Raw genomic sequence first — 18,657 nt, 5'->3', positions numbered from 1 at the left:
ATTTATAGTATACATAATCGCCCATGTTTTGTCAATACTTTTCTCATTAAATTTCATTCTTATTAGTTTATTGTTTACCAGCATGTGAATATTCTGAATATTTATACGATTTATCCCAACAGCCGGGTACCTATGTCCGTCATTCCCCACCATATGCTCCTCCACAATATCGTTCCCCAGAATGCCTTCCCTCTTCCATTCTCTTTCTTGTCTCTTCTTGATCCACAGCAATCCTTTCGTAACTGTTCAGGACAGCCCATCTTTGCGGCTGATTTTCCCAGCGCGCACTTATATGCTTAACAGGCTGCAGGCCAGTTGAAAATAAATGATAAGGCTCACCGCATCCACAATGGTGGTAATAAGGGGCGCCGCCATAATAGCCGGGTCCAAATGCACGGCCTGGGCCACAATGGGCAGCACACAGCCAATGGTCTTGGCGATCACCACGGTGGCCAGAAGGCTTAAGACCACGGTGAGGCAGAGCATTTCCCTTCCCGGGAAACGGATGACCAGCTGGATGTAATTGACCAGCCCCAAAAGAACGCCCACGATCACGCCCACCCTGAGTTCCTTCCACAATACCTTGAATATGTCCCTGGCCTCGATCTCCCCCACCGCCATGCCGCGGATGATCATGGTACTGCTCTGGCTGCCCGCGTTGCCGCCTGTGTCTGTCAGCATGGGGATAAAGGTCACCAGCAGGGGAAGCACTGCAAATGCCGCCTCGTACTTGGCCAGTATGCCGCCCGTGATCATGCTGCTCACCATAAGGATCAAAAGCCAGGCCAGCCTGTTCTTTGCCAGGACAAATACCCCTGTCTTCAGGTATGGTTTCTCACTGGGGATCATGGCAGCCATCTTCTCAAAGTCTTCGGTTGCCTCCTGCTCCATCACGTCCACCACGTCATCCACGGTGACGATCCCCACCAGCCGTTCCTCATGATCCACAACCGGAAGGCTTAACAGGTCATATTTGCGGAAGCTCTCGGCCACCTCTTCCTGGTCGTCTGTGGTCACCGCCTTGATCACATGGGTGTCCATGATATTGCCGATGATCTCCTCATAGGGATGCATCAGCAGGTCCTTTACCGTGACCACCCCTTCCAGCCTCCGTTTGGCATCCATCACATAGCAGGTATAGATGGTCTCCTTATCCACCCCATGTTTGCGGATATAGGCAAACGCCTGTTCCACGGTCATGGTCTTCTTAAGGCCCACATACTCGGCTGTCATAATGCTTCCGGCGCTGTTCTCCGGATACTTGAGGAACTGGTTGATCAGCTGTCTGGTGCCGGCGGTTGAGTTCTGGAGCACACGCTTCACCACATTGGCAGGAAGCTCCTCCAGCATATCCACCGCATCATCCACAAACAGGTCGTTGACAATGGCGCTGAGCTCATAATCCGTTATGCTGTTGATGATATGCTCCTGGTCCTCCACAGGAAGGTTGGCGAACACATCACTGGCCACTTCCTTTGACAGCATGCGGAACACCACCACTGTCTTCTCTGAATCCAGTTCCTCTATGAAGGAGGCGATATCCACCTCGTTCATCTCCAACAATATCTCTTTTAGTCTGCGGAACTGCCTGGTATCCAACAGCTCCATTAATTCTTTCAAGTCAAAATTCTCCTGCATCTTATTCCTTTCATGAACGGTACAATCCATGAAAGCAGCACACAAAATAGCCATAATTACAGAAACCTTCCGTAATCCATGGCTATCATCATAAACGCATGAGGAGACGCGCAAAGGCGCCCTGTATCAGTCTGTTAACGGCAGTGAAAGCAAAGCGGGACCAAAGCCGCCATAACAGCTCCCACTACCACACGCTTATGATAATTGTCTGCTTCCATCTTACGACTTCGACCTTCCACTTAGGTTCACTTCCTTTCATTGTTTATTTTATTCCGTTATTTAAGCATACCAGCACACCGCCATAAAATCAACCCCAAAATAAGGATTATTTCACCGCTGCCTGATTTTTCTCATACTATAGATTATATTCTCAAATAACAGGAGTGACTCATATGATTGAATCCACCATAGCGCTGACTCCCCTGCACTATGCCTATCTCATAGGCGTCATCGTCATCCTGGCTGTCATGGTCATGAGGCGGGACACGCTGGCTGTCTGTATTGCTTTTCTTTTCATCCTTGGACTGATCGGTCTTAAATCCGTTACCGGAGGGATTATGACCGTGTTCAATGCCATTCTCTATGCCGGAAAGGAATTCATGGAGGTTTTGGCCACCATAGCCCTGGTCACCTCCCTTTCCAAATGCTTAAAGGACCTTGGCAGTGATTATCTGATGATGGTCCCCATGTCCAGAATCATGAAAACCCCCTCCATCACCTGGTGGATCCTGGGTCTGACCATGTTTGTCTTTTCTCTCTTTTTATGGCCCAGCCCCTCGGTGGCGCTGGTAGGCACCATTATGCTTCCCTTTGCAGTAAAGGCCGGACTGAATCCCCTGGCGGCAGCCATGGCCATGAACCTCTTTGGCCACGGATTTGCCTTAAGCTATGACTTTGTCATCCAGGGCGCACCCGCTGTCTCCGCAGGCGCGGCAGGCATTACTACCACAGGCATCCTTCATCAGGCATGGCCTGTGTTCTGGGTTATGGGTATTGTGACGGTGGGAAGCGCATATCTGTTAAACAGGGAGGAAATGGAAGGAAAGGGGCTGCGCCTGTCCATCCAGACCGAGAGCACCGATCCGCCGCAGAACCGAAGGGCCGCTGTGATCATGGCCGTTGTCACCCCCCTGGCATTTGTGGGGGATATTCTTCTGATGCTGGCATTTCAATTAAAGGGCAACAGCGCCACCAGTATGGTATCGGGCACTGCCCTGATCCTCATGTGCCTGGGCGCGCTTTTGGGTTTCGGGAAACAGTCCTTAGAAAAGGTGACCGGGTATGTGACGGACGGTTTTCTCTTTGCCATCCGCATCTTTGCACCAGTGATCATCATTGGCGCTTACTTCTTTCTAGGCGGAGAAGGGATCGCAGCCATCATGGGCCAGGGATTTTCCCACGGGATCATGAACGACTGGGCCATGTGGCTGGCGCAAAATGCCCCCCTGAACAAATACGTGGCCGCCCTGATCCAGATGGCGGTGGGAAGCCTTACGGGACTGGACGGCTCCGGCTTCTCCGGCCTTCCTCTCACCGGTTCCCTGGCCCGCACCTTTGGCTTTGCCACCGGCGCGTCCGTACCTGTTATGGCAGCCCTTGGACAGATCACCGCCATCTTTGTGGGCGGAGGCACCATTGTACCATGGGGCCTTATCCCTGTGGCCGCCATCTGTAACGTAAGCCCCCTGGACCTGGCCAGAAAGAATCTGGTCCCCGTATGCCTGGGCTTTCTGTGTACCTTTATTGCAGCCTGTTTCCTGCTTTAGGCGTGTTCAAAGCACGCTCCGGGCAGTTTATATCTCATAGAACGAGGAGGAACTGATTATGTGCGGAATTGCTGGTTTTTATAACCCCCATGACCATTACCTGAAAGAAAAAATACATTACGAAACCGTTCTGGCCGACATGGCCGGCCGGCAGCGCCACCGGGGGCCGGATGACAGCGGCCTGTATCTGGCGGAACACGGCGGGCTCTCCCATGCCCGCCTGTCCATTATTGATCTGTCCGGCGGCCGCCAGCCCATGGTGAAATCCGGCTCCGGGCAGACCTTTGCCATTGTCTACAACGGAGAGCTCTACAACACGGAGGAACTGCGCCAGGACCTGATCCGCTGCGGCCGCTCCTTTCAGACCTCCAGCGACACCGAGGTCATTCTCACCGGATACATGGAGTACGGTCCGGAGTTTGTAAAGCAGTTAAACGGCATCTTTGCCTTTGCCATCCTGGACACTGCCAAAAACCGGCTGTGCCTGTTCAGAGACAGGTCCGGTGTAAAACCCTTGTTTTACATGGTACGGGGCCAGGAGATCATCTTTGCATCAGAGCCAAAGGGAATCTTTGCCTATCCCGGCATCCGCCCCAGACTGGACAAAAAAGGACTGAACGAAATATTTTCCATCGGCCCTGCAAGGACTTACGGATGCGGCGTATTCAAAGATATGGAAGAGCTGCTGCCAGGACATTTCCTTATCTGTTCCCACAGCGGGCTGCGTCTTAAGAGCTATTGGAAGCTGGAAAGCCATCCCCATGAGGACAGCTATGAAGAAACCGTTGAAAAGACATCCTTCCTGGTACAGGACGCGGTGCGCAGACAGATGGTCTCCGATGTGCCCATCTGTACCTTTCTTTCAGGGGGCGTGGATTCCAGCCTGGTATCCGCAATCTGCGCCGCGCAGCTGAGAAAGCAGGGAAAGAAGCTCACCACCTTCTCCTTTGATTTTGTGGACAATGACAAGTATTTTAAGGCCAATTCCTTCCAGCCCTCCCAGGACCGCCCCTTTGTGGACCGTATGGTACAGTTTCTGGACAGTGACCACCACTACCTGGAATGCGGCAATCTCACCCAGGCCGACCGGCTCTATGACTCTGTTCTGGCCCACGACCTGCCCGCCATGGGGGACATTGATTCCTCCATGCTCCAGTTCTGCTCCATGGTCAAGGAATACAACAAGGTGGCCCTCACCGGCGAGTGCGCGGATGAGATCTTTGGCGGCTATCCCTGGTTTCACAAAAAAGAGTGCTTTGAAGCCCATACGTTCCCCTGGACCATGGACCTAAATGCCAGAAAGATCCTGCTTGACGACAGCTTCCTGGAGTATCTGGACATGGACGATTATGTAAAAAACACTTACGAACGCTCCGTGGCAGAAACCCCTGTCCTGGCCGAGGATACGCCGGTGGAAGCCAGGCGCAGGGAGATCGCCTACCTGAACCTGAGGTGGTTCATGCAGACCCTTCTGAACCGGATGGACCGCGCCAGCATGTATTCAGGCCTGGAAGCCAGGGTTCCTTTTGCGGACCACAGGATCATAGAGTATGTGTGGAACGTACCCTGGGATATGAAGACCAGGGACGGGGTGGTAAAGAACCTGCTCAGGCAGTCGGCAAAGGGACTGCTTCCCGAAGATATCCTCTTCAGGCGCAAGTCCCCTTATCCAAAAACATATGATACTTCCTATGAAAAACTGCTGGCAGGCCGTGTCCGGGAAATGATGTCCGACAGCCATGCGCCCGTGATGCAGTTCCTGGACCGGAAAAAGCTGGAACTGTTCTTGTCCAATCCCGGCGACTACGGCAAACCCTGGTACGGCCAGCTGATGGCAGGCCCCCAGATGATGGCCTATATCCTGCAGATCAACTTCTGGATGAAAACCTATGACATTGAACTGGTGGAATGATCCATTCCGGGCATATAGAACACGCACTGGTTTTTTCCCCTGTGCTTTGCCTCATAAACGGCCGCGTCCGCCTTTACAAACAGTGTGTCATAATCCTGTCCGTCCCTGGGGCACACGGCCCCTCCTATGCTGCAGGACAGTTTCATGGGCCCAAGCATTGGGTCCGTGATCCCTCCCACCGCATCACACAGGCGCCTGGCGCATTCCATTCCCTCCTCCTCGGAGACAACGCCTGTAAGGAATGCCACAAACTCATCCCCCCCAACCCTGCCGATCAGATCAGATGAACGCAGGGTATTGCGGAACAGTTCCGCCACCTGGCAGAGCACCTGGTCCCCGCTCCTGTGTCCCATGGTATCATTGACATTCTTGAAATTATCCAGATCCATGAAAAGCAGGACGGCCCGGGGATGGCGGGGGTCATTTAAGAACCGTCCGATCTCCCTGTGGATGGCCTGTCTGTTGAAAAGCCCTGTTAGGGAATCAACCCTGGCATGCTGCAGGGCATCCCGCAGCCGCTCCTTCTGTCTGCACTGCTCCTTGTACTCCTTGGTGATATCGGTCCTCATGAGAAGCACAATGTGGTTGGCCCTGTCATAATATACATACTGAAACCGCTTGCGGAAATACCCCTTCCCGGAGTCCGTCACCCCGTAGGAGACCGTGTGCTCCCCTTCCTTGTCCAGCACGGACAACACATGATCCATCTGCATTTCTTTTCTGACCCGCTCCCTGTCCTCCTTGGCCACATATGTATCAATGAAAAAGCCGATCATCCGGCTGTAGCTGCCGGATGAGTCAGGAGGGAACAGGGACGCCCCCTCATTTCTGCGCAGCAGGGTATAGGCATCCTTGGATGCGTCCAGGCAGATGAGATAATCACAATTCCTGTACACATATCGGTCCACAATCTGCTTCAGTACATGGACTTCCCGGTCCTCCTGGCCCAGGTCGATCCCGTAACACAGCATGATGTCCCGGCAGTGTTTTTCCGGTATCAGAAGCACCCGGGTCCAGGTGTAGCCTCCCGTTTTCCTGAGACAGCGAAATTCCAGGTATAAATGCTCTCCTTTTCCGGCAGCTTCCTCCATCCGTTTTTTATTGAATATCCCCAGGAACATCCCGCATTCCTCGGGATGGATCCTCTCCCATGCAAAAGCCTGGAAATCCTCCAGGGTCCGGTTCACACAAAGGCAGCTCTTATCCTTTGTAAAAAAAATGCTCCTGCACTGGCCGGTAGCTATATTGCACTCCACCAGTTCATCAAAAATCCCGGAAAGGGAGCCTGCATATTCTTTTTCCCGTTCCGCGTCCAGCACCATGCGGTTTTGGGGCTTCCTTTCATCCAACTTCCCATCCATGAACCAATTTCTTCCTTTCCTGCAACATTCCCCTGACCCGGCACTGTGATGCATAGGTTTCCATGTATTCGTGCCTGGTATGCAAGTGTATTTTAATTCATAAAATATATGTATCCCATAGTAATTCATAATATGAGAACTGTAGTGTACACTAGTATTGAGGTGAATCACAATGCATGATTACGTTAAAACTTTAGGTACGGTCATCCGCAAAGCCCGGGAAGAACAGGGACTGTCCCAGGCATCCCTGGCTGAAAAGCTGGGAATTGATGTCCGTACCATTATTAATATTGAAAACTTCCGCGGGAATCCTAAGTTCGAGGTTCTCTATCCTTTGGTTACCACTTTGAGGATCCCGGCGGACAGAATATTTTATCCGGGCGCTGAGGCGTTGGGAGACGCCAAACAGCAGCTTCTCTGGGAACTGCACAACTGCAGCGAGGCAGAGGCCAAGGCGCTTCTTCCCGCTGTCCGGTATGTAACGGAACTGATGCGGAGCAAGGCAGCTGATTCCCCGTGATCCTGCTCCCCCAAATTTTCCCGTATACCTTAATTATTTTACTACGAGAACAAAAAAAATACAACAAGATATTCATTAAGGTACATATTTTTCATGTACTGCAATGTATGATCATACAGAAAAACAGCCCGCGGCACCATCTGTTGCGCCGCAGGCTGTTTTTGTTGTTTCCTGTCATCTCACTGATCCGGTATGAAAAACATTGATCATCAATGGGCGATCACGGTTTATTTCATGGACTCCACAATGGCGTCCGCCATTGCTTCCAGCTCAGCCATCTGAACATCCTTTAATGAGGATTTTACAGTTACCGACTGTTCCATGATCGTCATATTCTTCATGGAACCGATGATCTCTCTCATCTGTTTTCCGGAAAGCACGCCCCATGAACCGTTCTCCATGATGGCCACTGTCCTGTTCTGCAGATTGTGGGCCCTCAGGTCTGTGAGGAAATGCTCCATGTTGCTGAAAATACCGCCGTTGTAGGTAACGGACGCGATCACCAGATGGCTGCACCGGAATGCCTCGGAGATCATAATGGAAGGATGGGTGGAGGACACATCATACATGGCAATGTTCCTTACGCCCCGGTCCGCCAGCATGCCTGCCAGAATATTGGCCGCATTCTCCGTGTTGCCGTAAATGCTTCCGTATGCGATCATCACGGCCTTTTCCTCGGGCGCATAGCTGCTCCAGGTCAGATATTTGTTCACATACCACTCGATATCCGTTCTCCACACAGGTCCGTGAAGGGGGCACAGGGTATGGATCTCCAGGGCAGAGGCCTTCTTTAAAAGAGTCTGTACAGACGGGCCGTATTTACCCACAATATTGGTATAATATCTTCTGGCATCATCCAGCCAGTCCCGTTCAAAGTTTACTTCATCAGCAAAGATGTTTCCGTTCATTGCGCCGAATGTGCCGAAGGCATCGGCGGAAAACAGGATCTTGTCCGTGATATCATAGGTCACCATCACCTCGGGCCAGTGCACCATAGGAGCCATGATAAAGGTAAATGTATGTTTTCCCGTGCTCAGGGTATCATTTTCCTTAACAATGACAGCCCTGGAATCAATATCAAAATTATAGAACTGCTTGATAATGGGAACGGTCTTGGCATTGCAAATAACCTGAACCTCGGGATATCTGCGCACGATCTCACCCAGGGTTGCACAGTGATCCGGTTCCATGTGGTTCACCACCACGTAATCCAGATTCTGTCCCTTTAAAAGAGCGTCTATATTCTCAAAGAATTGTTCTGTAATGGCACGGTCCACGGTATCAAACAGAACCGTCTTCTCATCCAGAAGCAGGTATGCGTTATAGGAGATACCCCTGGGAATGGGAAATGCGTTCTCAAACAGGGCCAGTCTGCGGTCCGTACCGCCAACCCAGAACAGGTCATCTTTAATGCGTTTTACACAGTACATATTCAGTCATCCTTTCGTTAAATGATAATCAATGTTTTATTTCGTTTAGAAGTATACTACATTTTACCCAGATTGTCACTGTATTATTTAGTGTACACTTACTGAAGGATGGTCACGTCCTGGCTTAGGACCCTGTAATTCTCCACCGGATTGCCGGTGCAGTCCAGGAAGCGCAGCCTGCCCAGACCTTCCAGGGGTTTTATGTCTGTTATGTAATTATCCCTGACCGTAAGACGTTCCAGTTCCGGCAAAGCCGCGGCAAACTCCAGGCCGGTGAGCATATTGTCGGACAGGCTAAGGCTTTTAAGTCCGGGATAGTTTCCAAGGAAGTCCGTGTGTTCATCCAGGCTTACCTTGTCATAGTCCACGTACACGATCCCTCCCCCGCCGCTGATCTGAACATTTTTATATAACTTGACTCCGTCCATTTCCACCACTTCCAGGTTCCCATTGGGGGAGAGCTTTCCAAAATCCAGTTCACACTCCACCCCGTTCAGATAAAGTTCCCTCAGGGCAGGCATTCCAAACAGGCCCGATATGTCCTCATAGGTAGCCACACCGTTTAGATCCAGTATCTCCAAGGCCGGAATTTTGCTGACAAATCCCCATTTGGTGGTATCCGGAATGCGGGAGCATTTCAGCCTTTTAAGGTTTGTAAGCCCCGCAAAGGCCGAGGTGGCATCGATATCCACCCACTCCAGAACCAGTTCCTCAAGCTCCCCCATGCCTGCCAGATATCCCACCGTATCCATTCCGGATACCGCAAGCTCTTTCAGCCCGCTAAGCCCCCTGAGATCAGGCTGAGGACAGTTATAGGGCACATCCAGACGCAGCTTCGTAAGCCCGGTCAGCCCTGATACGGCGCTCAGGTCCGTCACCTTACTGCAGTCCTCAACAGCCAGGGACTTAAGAGTGGTATTCCCCTTCAAACTGTCCAGGTTCAGGACCTCGGCCCTTGACAGGGACAATGAGGTCAGAGCAGGCATGCTTTTCACAAAACCTATATCCTTCATGTTTTCAGACTGGACCGACACCTCCTCCAGCCAGGTCATCACGGACAGAACGGAAAAATCCTTTAGTTCATTACAGTATTCCATGGTCAGGGATTTAAGCCCTTTCATGCCGGCCAGGGCTTTGATATCCGTCAGATCCGATCCCCTGACGGTCAGGCGCTCCAGCCCTGTAAAGACTCCCACTCCTTCCAAGTCTTTCAGTCCCGCGCTGACACGCAGATCCTTTAGCTGTCCGGGATCCTCAAAGGCAGCTGCCACCTCCTGCATGCTCTTTCCATAGCAGCTGATGCGCTCCAGCTTTAACCCCTTAATATCTCCGGCGGATACATATCCTGCCACACTGAGGGCTTTAAGCCCCGTAAAACGGGACAATGCCTTCATATCGATCTTTGTCTTGTCCCGGTCAAACTCCAGCCATGTAAGGTCAGCATCCCGGTCCTCCATCGGATCCTCAAAGCTGTATCCGGCCAGGATATGGTCGGAGGAATATTTATACTCCACCCACCGGATACCTGCCAGGTCCTCATCCGTCAGACTGCCGGCCGGCTTTCCAATGGCAATGGAAGCCATGTCCCCAAACAGGCCCGTAAGCTCGGCCTTTTCCTCCTTTGGTTCCTCCAAAGCCTTTGACTCTGTAACAGCCCCACCGCTTCCGTTTTTTCTTCTGTCTGTCACTGACACGGGCCCGGGCCCCTTGGATCCATCCCACTGTTTTTTTAATCCCGGTCCGAACACCAGCGCCAAGACCACAAGGGCCAGGCCTGTGACAGCTCCTGCCCGTATCCATCCCTCCTTGTCCCGCCCGGAAGGCTTCCCGGATGAGGAAGGCTGCTTTGATCCCCCCGGCGTTTGGGGCACATAATTCATCCTGATCGGCTGGGAGGACAGACGGACATTCCCCTCCCCCTCGTCCTCCAGCACATAGCGGGACCTGCAGTATTCGCACACCGCTATGTGGGGGTTCTTCTCATCCAGTTTCAGTGTTCCGTTGCAGGCAGTGCATTTGAGTTCTGTCAGCTTCATCCCTGTTCTCTCTTTCTGAAAATCATATGTTATATATGTTTTCCATTGTATCACATAAATTGGAAATAGAAAAGAATACACCTGGACCTGAAAGTATTTGAATTATCACATGCATTACGATATACTGTTTTTATCCAGAAACAGGAACGGAGGTGTTCATATTGGATCTGATCAGCCAATTTATAGAGAACTACCGAAAAAAATATACATTCTATGAAAATGCCGGACGTCTGGCTGCCAAACAGCTGGAGACAGCGCTGCAGGCCGCCGGTATCCGTGCCATTGTAACTTCCAGGGCCAAGAACCCGGGAAGGCTGAGAAACAAAGCCATTTTGAGGAATTCAGAGCGGGAAACCCCATACAGGAGCATGAAGGAAATTTATGATGATATGTTTGACCTGGCAGGAGTGCGCGTATCCCTTTACTTCCCCGGCGACCGGGACAAGGCAGGCGCCCTGATCAACGATCTGTTTACGGTCCTGGAAAACAAGCAGTTCCCGGAACAGTCCAAACCGCCCACCTACAACAAGCGTTTTTCCGGCTATTGGGCCAACCATTACAGGATCCACATCAGCGAGGGATCCGTTGTTCCTGCCCAGAAAAAATACACTTCTGTCCGGGTGGAGATACAGGTGGCTTCCGTGCTCATGCACGCCTGGTCCGAGGTGGAGCACGACCTGATCTACAAACCGCTCCAGGGCGCCCTGTCCGATGAGGAGCTTTCTATCCTGGACGAGCTGAACGGGCTGGTACTCACAGGTGAGATTGCCCTGGAACGCCTTCAGAGTGCCGGAAATGAGCGGATCAAGAATAAAGACACCACCTTCAGCAGCCAGTACGACCTGGCCTCCTACCTTTACAACTATATGAGCAATCACCTGAAGCAGGAGGACATTGAGCTGCGCCTGGGAAACATAGAACTGCTGTTTAAGCTTTTGAGCAAGCTGAAGATCGTTAAAGTAAAAGATATCGAGCCCATATTAAAATCAGTAAAATTTGAAAAAGACCGCCGCAACATTTCCCAGCAGATCATTGACCAGATCATCACGGGCAATGAAAAGCGCTACCATATATATCAGGATCTGCGGACCGGCAATGAAAATGCGGATCCCAAATCCCTAAAAGCCATTGACTATTTCTTCGGCCAGTGGGTTCCGCTGGAGAACCTTCTCAACAAAGCGGCCTGCCGCAATGTTCCCAAATCATACGGCGCCTTTAACATCAATACGCTGAGGCGGATGAACGTGCTTGACAAGGATCTTTCCAACAAAGTGGGCGCGCTGCGCAGGACCAGGAACGTGCTGATCCATGACATTGAGACGCCGGATGTGGAGGAACTGATGCATCAGGGGGATGAGATCCACGAAGTATACCAGGCCCTGGCCCACCGCCTTGTAAAGGGCGATGCTAAGACGGAAACTCATACGATAAAGGAGGGGGATGCCTCCTCCTGATCCCTGATATGACCGCGCAGTATGGTAAGCCCCTGTTTCAGCTCCTCATCACTTTTCGCTGAACAGGTGGCAACCCGCACCGCATTTGCTTTTACTTGGTTTCCCACGGAGAACCGCTCGGCGCCGAATACACTGACTCCCAGGCGTGCCAACTCAGCCTCGCACAATCTTCCGGTGCAGTGCACGGGAAGTTCCAGCCATTGATAGTATGATTCCATGCAGGCCGGTCTGTCCGGAAAATAGGAAACATATATCCCATTGCGCCTGAGGGCGGATCTCTGCTTCTTCTGTATAATCTTACATGCCAGGCCGCTTCGGATGATCTCGGCCGCAATCTCCATGTTTAAAGAAGATATCTTCAGGTTCTGGCTGAAGATCCCCTGCTCCATGGGATTGATATATGATTCCGGGACATACAGGTACGCGATTCTCAGTCCGGGACACAGAGGCTTGGACAGCCCGCTGACATAAATGCAGTTTCCGGGGGCCTCCAGGGTAACCGGGATGTATGGGGTTTCCAAGAGAGAGGCATAGTTGTCATCCTCAATTCCCATCAGATCCATTTTCCTGATGATCCCGCCAATCTCCGTTTTTCGTGCATCCGACCATGCAATATTGGTGGGGTTGCTTCCCGCCGGCATCATGTAAACGCCTTTGATGTTCTGCAGGGCACAGGCGCTTTCCAACTGGTCGGGCCGCATTCCCTCCCTGTCGTTTTCAATGGGGACCAGCTGCAGATACAGCTGATTGGCCAGGCTGATGAAATTGGGATACGTATAGGTATCCACCGCAATACGGTCCCCTGCTTCAAACAGGGATGACAATATGGTGGCAAGGGCGTTCTGGGCCCCTGCTGCAATGATGGTATTGTGCTCGCCCGCATCCAGCCCGAACCGCGACAGCCACCGGGCGCCGGCCAGGATCTGTCCCCTGTCCCCCAATGGATGGGAATATTCAAACAGCTGCTCTGAAAAGGGTTTTTTTAAGATCTCAACGGTCAGATCCCTGATGGCGGCATTGGATTCATAAAAGGGATGGATCAGAGCCATCTCAATCCTTGGAGCAGTGCTCTTTTCCACCGTTGAGGTGGACACATTTGCATAGGGGGTCACAAAGGTTCCTCTTCCTGTCACTGCGTGGATCAGCCCGCGCATTTCACAGAGTTTGTATGCTTTTGTTATGGTACTCAGATTCAGATCCAGAAAATCGGCCAGCTCCCTCTGAGGAGGCAGCTTCGTATTGGCGGACAGCTTCCCGCTTTTAATATCCCTCTCCATCATATCCGCAAGACAATAATAGATGGGATAGGTCAGTTCCTGTTTATCCGGCGCCCAGGACATGGGGTAATCACTAAATGAATTGACTGGCATGGCTATCTCCTTTTTGATGCCATTATATCACCCAAATTGTACCTTTAAAATACTATTCTTGTATGGCATACAATTATAGCATATAAATACGGCATTTCATTATAACATGTATTTATAGCATGTGATCATAAGAAAAAGCGGGGGATACCTGACATATGGTTACGGCACCCCCCGCCTTATTAGTTTATTTCTTCTCCTGAGGACCTGCGTGCTTGTGCTCGGAAAGCGGCATCACATGCATATTGCCCCTTTGCTCATTCTCCGCCCAGAAGATGTCGTCCGCCATCTTCGCCTCCGGATTAAATTCCACGCCTTCAAAGATATGCTTTACAAACTCCTTGTAGCCCACCCGGTCAATGAGGTGTCCGCCGTGGAGATACTCCGGCTTGTAATCCAGGGCCCATGCGGAGAACTTCTGCCAGTTGGAGAACATGCCCAGGATCACGTCCTCTGTCACCCAGTTTAGGAACAGCTTTCCTGCCCTTGGGTTCTGCTTGCCTGTTCTGCCTCCCAGGGTAACCCGGTAAAGCTTCTTGGTCCCTCTTGTCCAGGCTCCGGTGGGACAGATCAGGGAACATTCCCCGCAGCCCACGCAGCAGCAGGCATCCTTGTCAACCTTGCCGTTCTTGTTCAGGCTCAGAACCCCGGTGGCATGGTGTTTGCAGGCATCCACGCAGGAACCGCAGCCAATGCACCGGTCAATATCATAGTCCTGCTTGTTTACGCCCATGATGCCAAAGTCATTGAAGTTGGCCTTAACACAGTCATTGGGACATCCGGCCACTGCCACCTTGATGTGGTAATGGGACGGAAATATGATCTTCTCAATTTTCCTGGCCAGCTCGTATGTATTGATATTTCCCTTGATGCAGTGGGCGTTTCCAATACAGGACATCACGTTCCTGGCTCCGATGGTGGGATAGCCGTAATCATTAACCTCCATGTCCACATCGCACATCTCCACATCCACATCATGGATATAGCCTTTGAGAAACTTGTTCACTGCTTCGATGTTCTCGTATTTGATCCCAGGCACATCCAGGGTCTGCCTGGTACCCATATGAAATGTTCCGTTGCCGTAGCGCTCACAAAGTTCCTGCACCATGGACAGGTGCCTTGCCTCTATCATGGCTCCGGGCACACGCATCTGAAGCATAAACTCTCCTGCCACCTTGGACTGCCTGAAACAGTTGATCCTCACCTTTTTAATATCTATATCGTGATTCATTCCTTGCCACCCCTCTCTTAGTCAACCAGATACTTGGCCTGGGTATAGTTAAAAACAGGCCCGTCCAGACATACGTACACCTCATCGATCCGGCAGTGTCCGCATTTGCCCACAGCGCAGGACATCTTGCGCTCAAAGGACATCCAGATCTTCTCCTCAGGCACTCCCTGCTTCAGGACCTCAAATCCGGTAAACTTCATCATTGGCGGCGGCCCCACCACCACTACTGCATAATCCTCCCCCAGATCCTTAAAGGGGATACGGGACACGAATTCAGTTACAAAGCCGGTCTCCCATCCATCCTTGCGGTCTTTGTCAAGGGCATAGATGGTGTCAAAGCGCCTGCTCCACCGCTCCAGGTCGCCCTTAAAGATAATGCCCTCCTCATTCTTAAATCCGCTGATCAGATGCACGCTTTTCACAAGGTCAGGGTTGTCGTAGAACATATTCAGCATGCTCTTAACCGGGGCAAGACCGGTCCCCCCCGTAATCACCACCATGTGCTTTCCCTTAAACTGGTCAATCGGCCAGCCCTTGCCATAGGCTCCGCGCAGGAACAGGATATCCCCTGCCTTTTTCTCAAATATCACATCTGTCACCTTGCCCACGGAACGGATGGTAAAATCCATATAGCCTTCCCCAAAGGAACTCACCGAGATGGGCGCTTCCCCGATCTTGGGTATGGAAAGCTGGAGGAACTGTCCGTGCTCCGGCTTGATGTCTGTCTCTACTCTATATGTATACTCGTGAAGGCTCTCACGCTTAACTTCCAATATCTTACATGCCACAGGCTTTACAATATTTTCCATACTTATCCCCTCTCCTGTCCCATTTCCCCTGCTTTTATCTCCTCAATGGCATCCGCCATGCGGTTTACCGTGGTCACAATGGAGATATACTCCGGACATCGGTCAATGCAGCGGCCGCATCCCACACACATGTGATAGTCCTTAAATCGCGCCTTGTAGTCGTGGAATTTGTGGAGCACCTTATAGCGCATCCTGTCACCGGCCCTGTTTCTAAAGCTCATACCCCCGGCCATATCCGTAAAGTCTTTTACCTGGCAGGAAGCCGTTGTCCTCTTTCTCTCACCCACATTTGCATTTTCATTATAAATAATATCCGTGGTGGTAAAGCAGGTACAGGTACTGCAGGCAACCGTACAGGCTCCGCATGAAATACATCTCCCGTCATATTGCCTCCACATGGGATGGTCCTTTAGTTTTGTCAGGACTTCCTTGTCCGGGATCTCCGGCACCGTGACCTTGAGTGCATTTTCCTCCACAAATGCAGGGGCAAACTCCTCCTGTTCCATCCCTTCAAAATAAGGGGCAAAGGTCTCATCCTTTACCTGGACCGCCAGGCCGTCCTCACCAAAACAGACTGCCAGGGAATAATCCTCTGACCGGTTGGTGCCCATGCTGACGCAAAAGCAGGTATCCCAGCCCTCGGAGCATTCCATCATAACGATCTTCACCCGCTCCTTCATCCTCTTATAATACATATCCTCAAAGCCGCCGTTGGTAAGATATATCTTTTCCTGGTGGTGCTGGGCGTGGATGTCGCAGGGGCGCATGAATATCAGAATCTTTTTGGATGAAACCCTGCTCTCAATAAACTCATCCTCGGTAAAATAAAACAGGGACTGAGTAATGGGGCTTAAAACCTCCTTTGCCGGAAAGTCTGATTTCTCCCTGTACTCAATCTCCTTTACACTGTCCACCCGGGCATACCTGATCAAATCCGTGTCTGAATACTTTCCCTTGCCCACAAACCGCTTTGGGGCCCAGATTTCATACTCATCCTGAAGCTGCCCAAAAATCCTGTCGGCATCCTTAATTCCAACCTTATATCCCATGAAATGCCTCCTCCTTTACTGGTTATCCTTCTTTATTATTATTGTTTAAGCCATGTTATTATTATAACAAATCAAAAATGGTCTGCCTAATTATATATTGTAATGGTTAAATAATAAATTTTTATCATTAAGAAAGCCTGGCATTGAATCCCCTTCAACACCAGGCTTACATTCCTAAATAGATTCATTTATTCCACTGTCATGATCAAATCACCAGCCTTGATCATTCCAGGTTCCCCTTTGCACACCGCTGTGTGGTTCGTTGAGTTTGATACAATAACCGGAGTCACTGTCTCGTATCCTTCTTTCTCGATGGCCTCCTTATCAAACGTAAGCAGCATATCTCCGGTTTTAACACGGTCTCCCGCCTTTACATGGGGCTTGAAATATTTTCCCTGCAGTTCTACCGTATCCATCCCCACATGGATCAGAAGTTCTGCACCATTCTCAGCCACGATCCCTAAAGCATGCCCGGTATCAAACACCGAGGCAACTGTACCATTTACCGGAGCGTATAATTTTCCTTCCCACGGCCGGACCGCAACCCCTATTCCAAGCATACCGCTGGAAAACACCTGATCATTAACCTGACTTAATAGAATCAGGTCCCCATTTAAGGGACTGGATATACTCAGTTTGTGACTTCCGTTTCCTGAAGATTTCTCCTTCACTCCAGTTTCTTCCTTCGCGCCGCTTTCCTCCGGCACATCCTCAAACCCAAGACGCCACTGGATAGCAAATGTCACAACAAAAGCAATAAAGGCTGCAATCAGGGCATTGATCACATTACGGGAATCAGGTCCCACATACAGTCCAATTGCCGCCAGACCGGCTCCGCCTCCGCCAAAGCGCTGTACTCCGGTTAAACCGGCATACAGGCCTCCAATCCCTCCGCCAATGGTTGTTGCGATCAATGGTTTGCGGAGCCGTAAGTTAACACCAAACAGGGCCGGTTCTGTAATGCCCAGAAGAGCGGTCACACCGCTGGAAACTGATAGCTGGCGCAATTCCCTGTTTTTTGTCTTCACTGCCACGCAAAGTGCCGCCGCTCCCTGGGCAATATTGGATGGAAGGTTACCGGGTCCTATCACTGTCTCATATCCCAGAGCGGAAAGGGAATTGACATAAGCCGGAAGCAGGCTGTAATGCATGCCGGTCATGACCAGAAATGGCATAAAGGCTCCGATCACAGTGGGAAGAATCCACGGTGCTATTTTTTCTACGGACAGCAAGAACGCCACCAGACCGTCACCAATGATGCTTCCCAACGGTCCCAGCACTACCAGACCGATAGGAGCCATGATCAGTATGGTCAGCAGGGGCCTTGCTATAAATTTAATTACAGCAGGAGTAATCTTTTCTACAAATTTTTCCACATATGACAGAACAAATACGATCATGATAATGGGGATTACAGATGAAGAGTATGTCACCATACGCACCGGAATACCCAATACTCGGACAATATCTCCGGTCTCTTTCAGGGCGATCAGATTGGGATGCAGCAGGACCGCGCCCATGAGCATGGCCATCTGCATACTGCACCCGAATTTTTTTGCAGCTGATGCCGCTAAAAACACGGGCAGAAAATAGTAGGATGCATCTGCTATAAAATTTAGAAAATAGTATGTATTGCCTGTTTTGTCAATCAGGCTGAACAGTGTAAGAATGGATAAAAGTGCTTTGACCATACCGGCACCGGCTATGATCGGCATGATTGGTGAAAAAATACCGGCTATGGTATCCAGCAGCACATTGAGCCCCTTCTTTTTTTCATTTTGGGGTATTCCGTCCTTGGCCTTGTCTGTTCCGCATCCTCCAAGTTTCTGAAGTTCCTGATAAACGACAGGAACCTCCTGCCCAATAATCACCTGAAACTGTCCCCCTTTATTCACAACCCCCATCACTCCCGGGATTTCCCCGACTTTCTTTTCATCGATCCCTTCCGTTGACCGCAGGCTGAATCTCAGCCTGGTAACACAGTGGGTCAGGTTCTTAACATTGTTTTCGCCCCCAACCTCCTGAAGAATCTTTTGCGCCGTAACCTTAGCATCCATCTCAATACCTCCACATTTATCCTGACA

At 50.9% G+C, this 18,657-nt stretch carries 13 protein-coding genes; 4 read left to right on the top strand and 9 right to left on the bottom strand.

The window, feature by feature from the left end; all coding sequences use genetic code 11:
* Positions 1-288: 288 nt before the first annotated feature.
* The gene (mgtE, locus tag HMPREF9469_RS16275; RefSeq protein ID WP_007863795.1) at positions 289-1,638 is read right to left on the bottom strand and encodes a magnesium transporter; all 1,350 of its coding nucleotides are present in this window, start codon (positions 1,636-1,638) and stop codon (positions 289-291) included.
* 392 nt (positions 1,639-2,030) lie between these two features.
* Between mgtE and HMPREF9469_RS16270 the strand changes: the two genes are divergently transcribed.
* Together HMPREF9469_RS16270 and asnB are read left to right on the top strand one after the other, a co-directional pair.
* Positions 2,031-3,404 (top strand): hypothetical protein, encoded by a 1,374-nt coding sequence (locus HMPREF9469_RS16270; RefSeq protein WP_007863793.1) that lies wholly within the window; start codon positions 2,031-2,033, stop codon positions 3,402-3,404.
* Between the two features lie 58 nt (positions 3,405-3,462).
* Positions 3,463-5,316 carry an asparagine synthase (glutamine-hydrolyzing) gene (asnB, locus tag HMPREF9469_RS16265; RefSeq protein ID WP_007863791.1) on the top strand — a complete coding sequence of 618 codons (1,854 nt, stop codon included), beginning with the start codon at positions 3,463-3,465 and terminating at the stop codon, positions 5,314-5,316.
* Here asnB and HMPREF9469_RS16260 read toward each other — a convergent pair.
* Entirely contained in the window at positions 5,292-6,677 is a 1,386-nt protein-coding gene (locus HMPREF9469_RS16260; protein WP_007863789.1) for a sensor domain-containing diguanylate cyclase, read from the bottom strand. The two genes, asnB and HMPREF9469_RS16260, sit on opposite strands and share 25 nt — an antisense overlap.
* Before the next feature lie 172 nt (positions 6,678-6,849).
* Here HMPREF9469_RS16260 and HMPREF9469_RS16255 point away from each other — a divergent pair, with 172 nt between their 5' ends.
* Complete coding sequence (locus HMPREF9469_RS16255) at positions 6,850-7,197, top strand: helix-turn-helix transcriptional regulator (protein ID WP_007863788.1); 348 nt, start codon at positions 6,850-6,852, stop codon at positions 7,195-7,197.
* 227 nt (positions 7,198-7,424) lie between these two features.
* Here HMPREF9469_RS16255 and HMPREF9469_RS16250 read toward each other — a convergent pair whose 3' ends face one another.
* A complete protein-coding gene (locus HMPREF9469_RS16250) occupies positions 7,425-8,627 on the bottom strand; it encodes an FprA family A-type flavoprotein (protein WP_007863787.1) in 1,203 nt (400 codons plus the stop codon).
* Positions 8,628-8,725: 98 nt separating this feature from the next.
* A complete protein-coding gene (locus HMPREF9469_RS16245) occupies positions 8,726-10,663 on the bottom strand; it encodes a leucine-rich repeat domain-containing protein (RefSeq protein WP_007863786.1) in 1,938 nt (645 codons plus the stop codon).
* A gap of 161 nt (positions 10,664-10,824) precedes the next feature.
* Between HMPREF9469_RS16245 and HMPREF9469_RS16240 the strand changes: the two genes are divergently transcribed.
* A complete protein-coding gene (locus HMPREF9469_RS16240; RefSeq protein WP_007863785.1) occupies positions 10,825-12,117 on the top strand; it encodes a RelA/SpoT domain-containing protein in 1,293 nt (430 codons plus the stop codon).
* On the opposite strand, the gene HMPREF9469_RS16235 is transcribed toward HMPREF9469_RS16240, so the two are convergent.
* The 5 genes from HMPREF9469_RS16235 to HMPREF9469_RS16215 form a co-directional block, all read right to left on the bottom strand.
* Complete coding sequence (locus HMPREF9469_RS16235; RefSeq protein ID WP_007863784.1) at positions 12,084-13,487, bottom strand: aminotransferase-like domain-containing protein; 1,404 nt, start codon at positions 13,485-13,487, stop codon at positions 12,084-12,086. The two genes, HMPREF9469_RS16240 and HMPREF9469_RS16235, sit on opposite strands and share 34 nt — an antisense overlap.
* Positions 13,488-13,671: 184 nt before the next feature.
* Positions 13,672-14,715, bottom strand: coding sequence for a sulfite reductase subunit C (gene asrC, locus HMPREF9469_RS16230; protein ID WP_007863783.1), 1,044 nt, complete (start codon positions 14,713-14,715; stop codon positions 13,672-13,674).
* Positions 14,716-14,732: 17 nt separating this feature from the next.
* Positions 14,733-15,524, bottom strand: a complete 792-nt coding sequence (gene asrB / locus HMPREF9469_RS16225) for an anaerobic sulfite reductase subunit AsrB (protein ID WP_007863782.1) — start codon at positions 15,522-15,524, stop codon at positions 14,733-14,735.
* 2 nt (positions 15,525-15,526) lie between these two features.
* Entirely contained in the window at positions 15,527-16,573 is a 1,047-nt protein-coding gene (gene asrA / locus HMPREF9469_RS16220; RefSeq protein WP_007863780.1) for an anaerobic sulfite reductase subunit AsrA, read from the bottom strand.
* A gap of 188 nt (positions 16,574-16,761) precedes the next feature.
* On the bottom strand, positions 16,762-18,630 hold the full coding sequence (locus tag HMPREF9469_RS16215) for a beta-glucoside-specific PTS transporter subunit IIABC (RefSeq protein ID WP_007863779.1): 1,869 nt from the start codon (positions 18,628-18,630) through the stop codon (positions 16,762-16,764).
* Positions 18,631-18,657 lie beyond the last annotated feature (27 nt).

The organism is [Clostridium] citroniae WAL-17108 (genome assembly GCF_000233455.1).
GTDB classification, from domain to species: domain Bacteria; phylum Bacillota; class Clostridia; order Lachnospirales; family Lachnospiraceae; genus Enterocloster; species Enterocloster citroniae.
This window is presented reverse-complemented; position numbering and strand designations above follow the sequence as displayed.